At 41.9% G+C, this 246-nt stretch carries 1 protein-coding gene; it reads left to right on the top strand.

The features are described 5' to 3' along the window. Positions 1-246, top strand: a 246-nt coding sequence (locus SB660_RS22890) for an ATP-binding cassette domain-containing protein (RefSeq protein WP_410584813.1), incomplete at both ends; no start/stop codon positions are given.

Genomic DNA, 246 nt, shown 5'->3' with positions numbered 1-246 from the left:
AGCGATTCGTTATATGCCAGATGATGTAGATTTTCCCTCAATGTTAACGGCAGCAGAAGTATTGCAATTACTGTCTTCTTTGAAAAGAATAGCTAAAAAAGAGCAAGAGCAAGTATTGAAACGCGTTGGCTTGTGGGACGTTAGAAAGCAAAGGGTTCAACAGTTTTCGAAGGGAATGCGGCAACGGTTAAATCTTGCACAAAGTTTACTAGGTGCGGGGTCGCTCCTGATTTTAGATGAACCAAC

Origin of the sequence: Bacillus sp. SIMBA_005, from assembly GCF_046535585.1 — a bacterium.
In the GTDB taxonomy this organism is placed as follows: Bacteria; Bacillota; Bacilli; order Bacillales; family Bacillaceae; genus Bacillus; species Bacillus pumilus.
The sequence above is the reverse complement of the archived record's forward strand: the minus strand, read 5'-3'. Positions and strand labels throughout refer to the sequence as shown.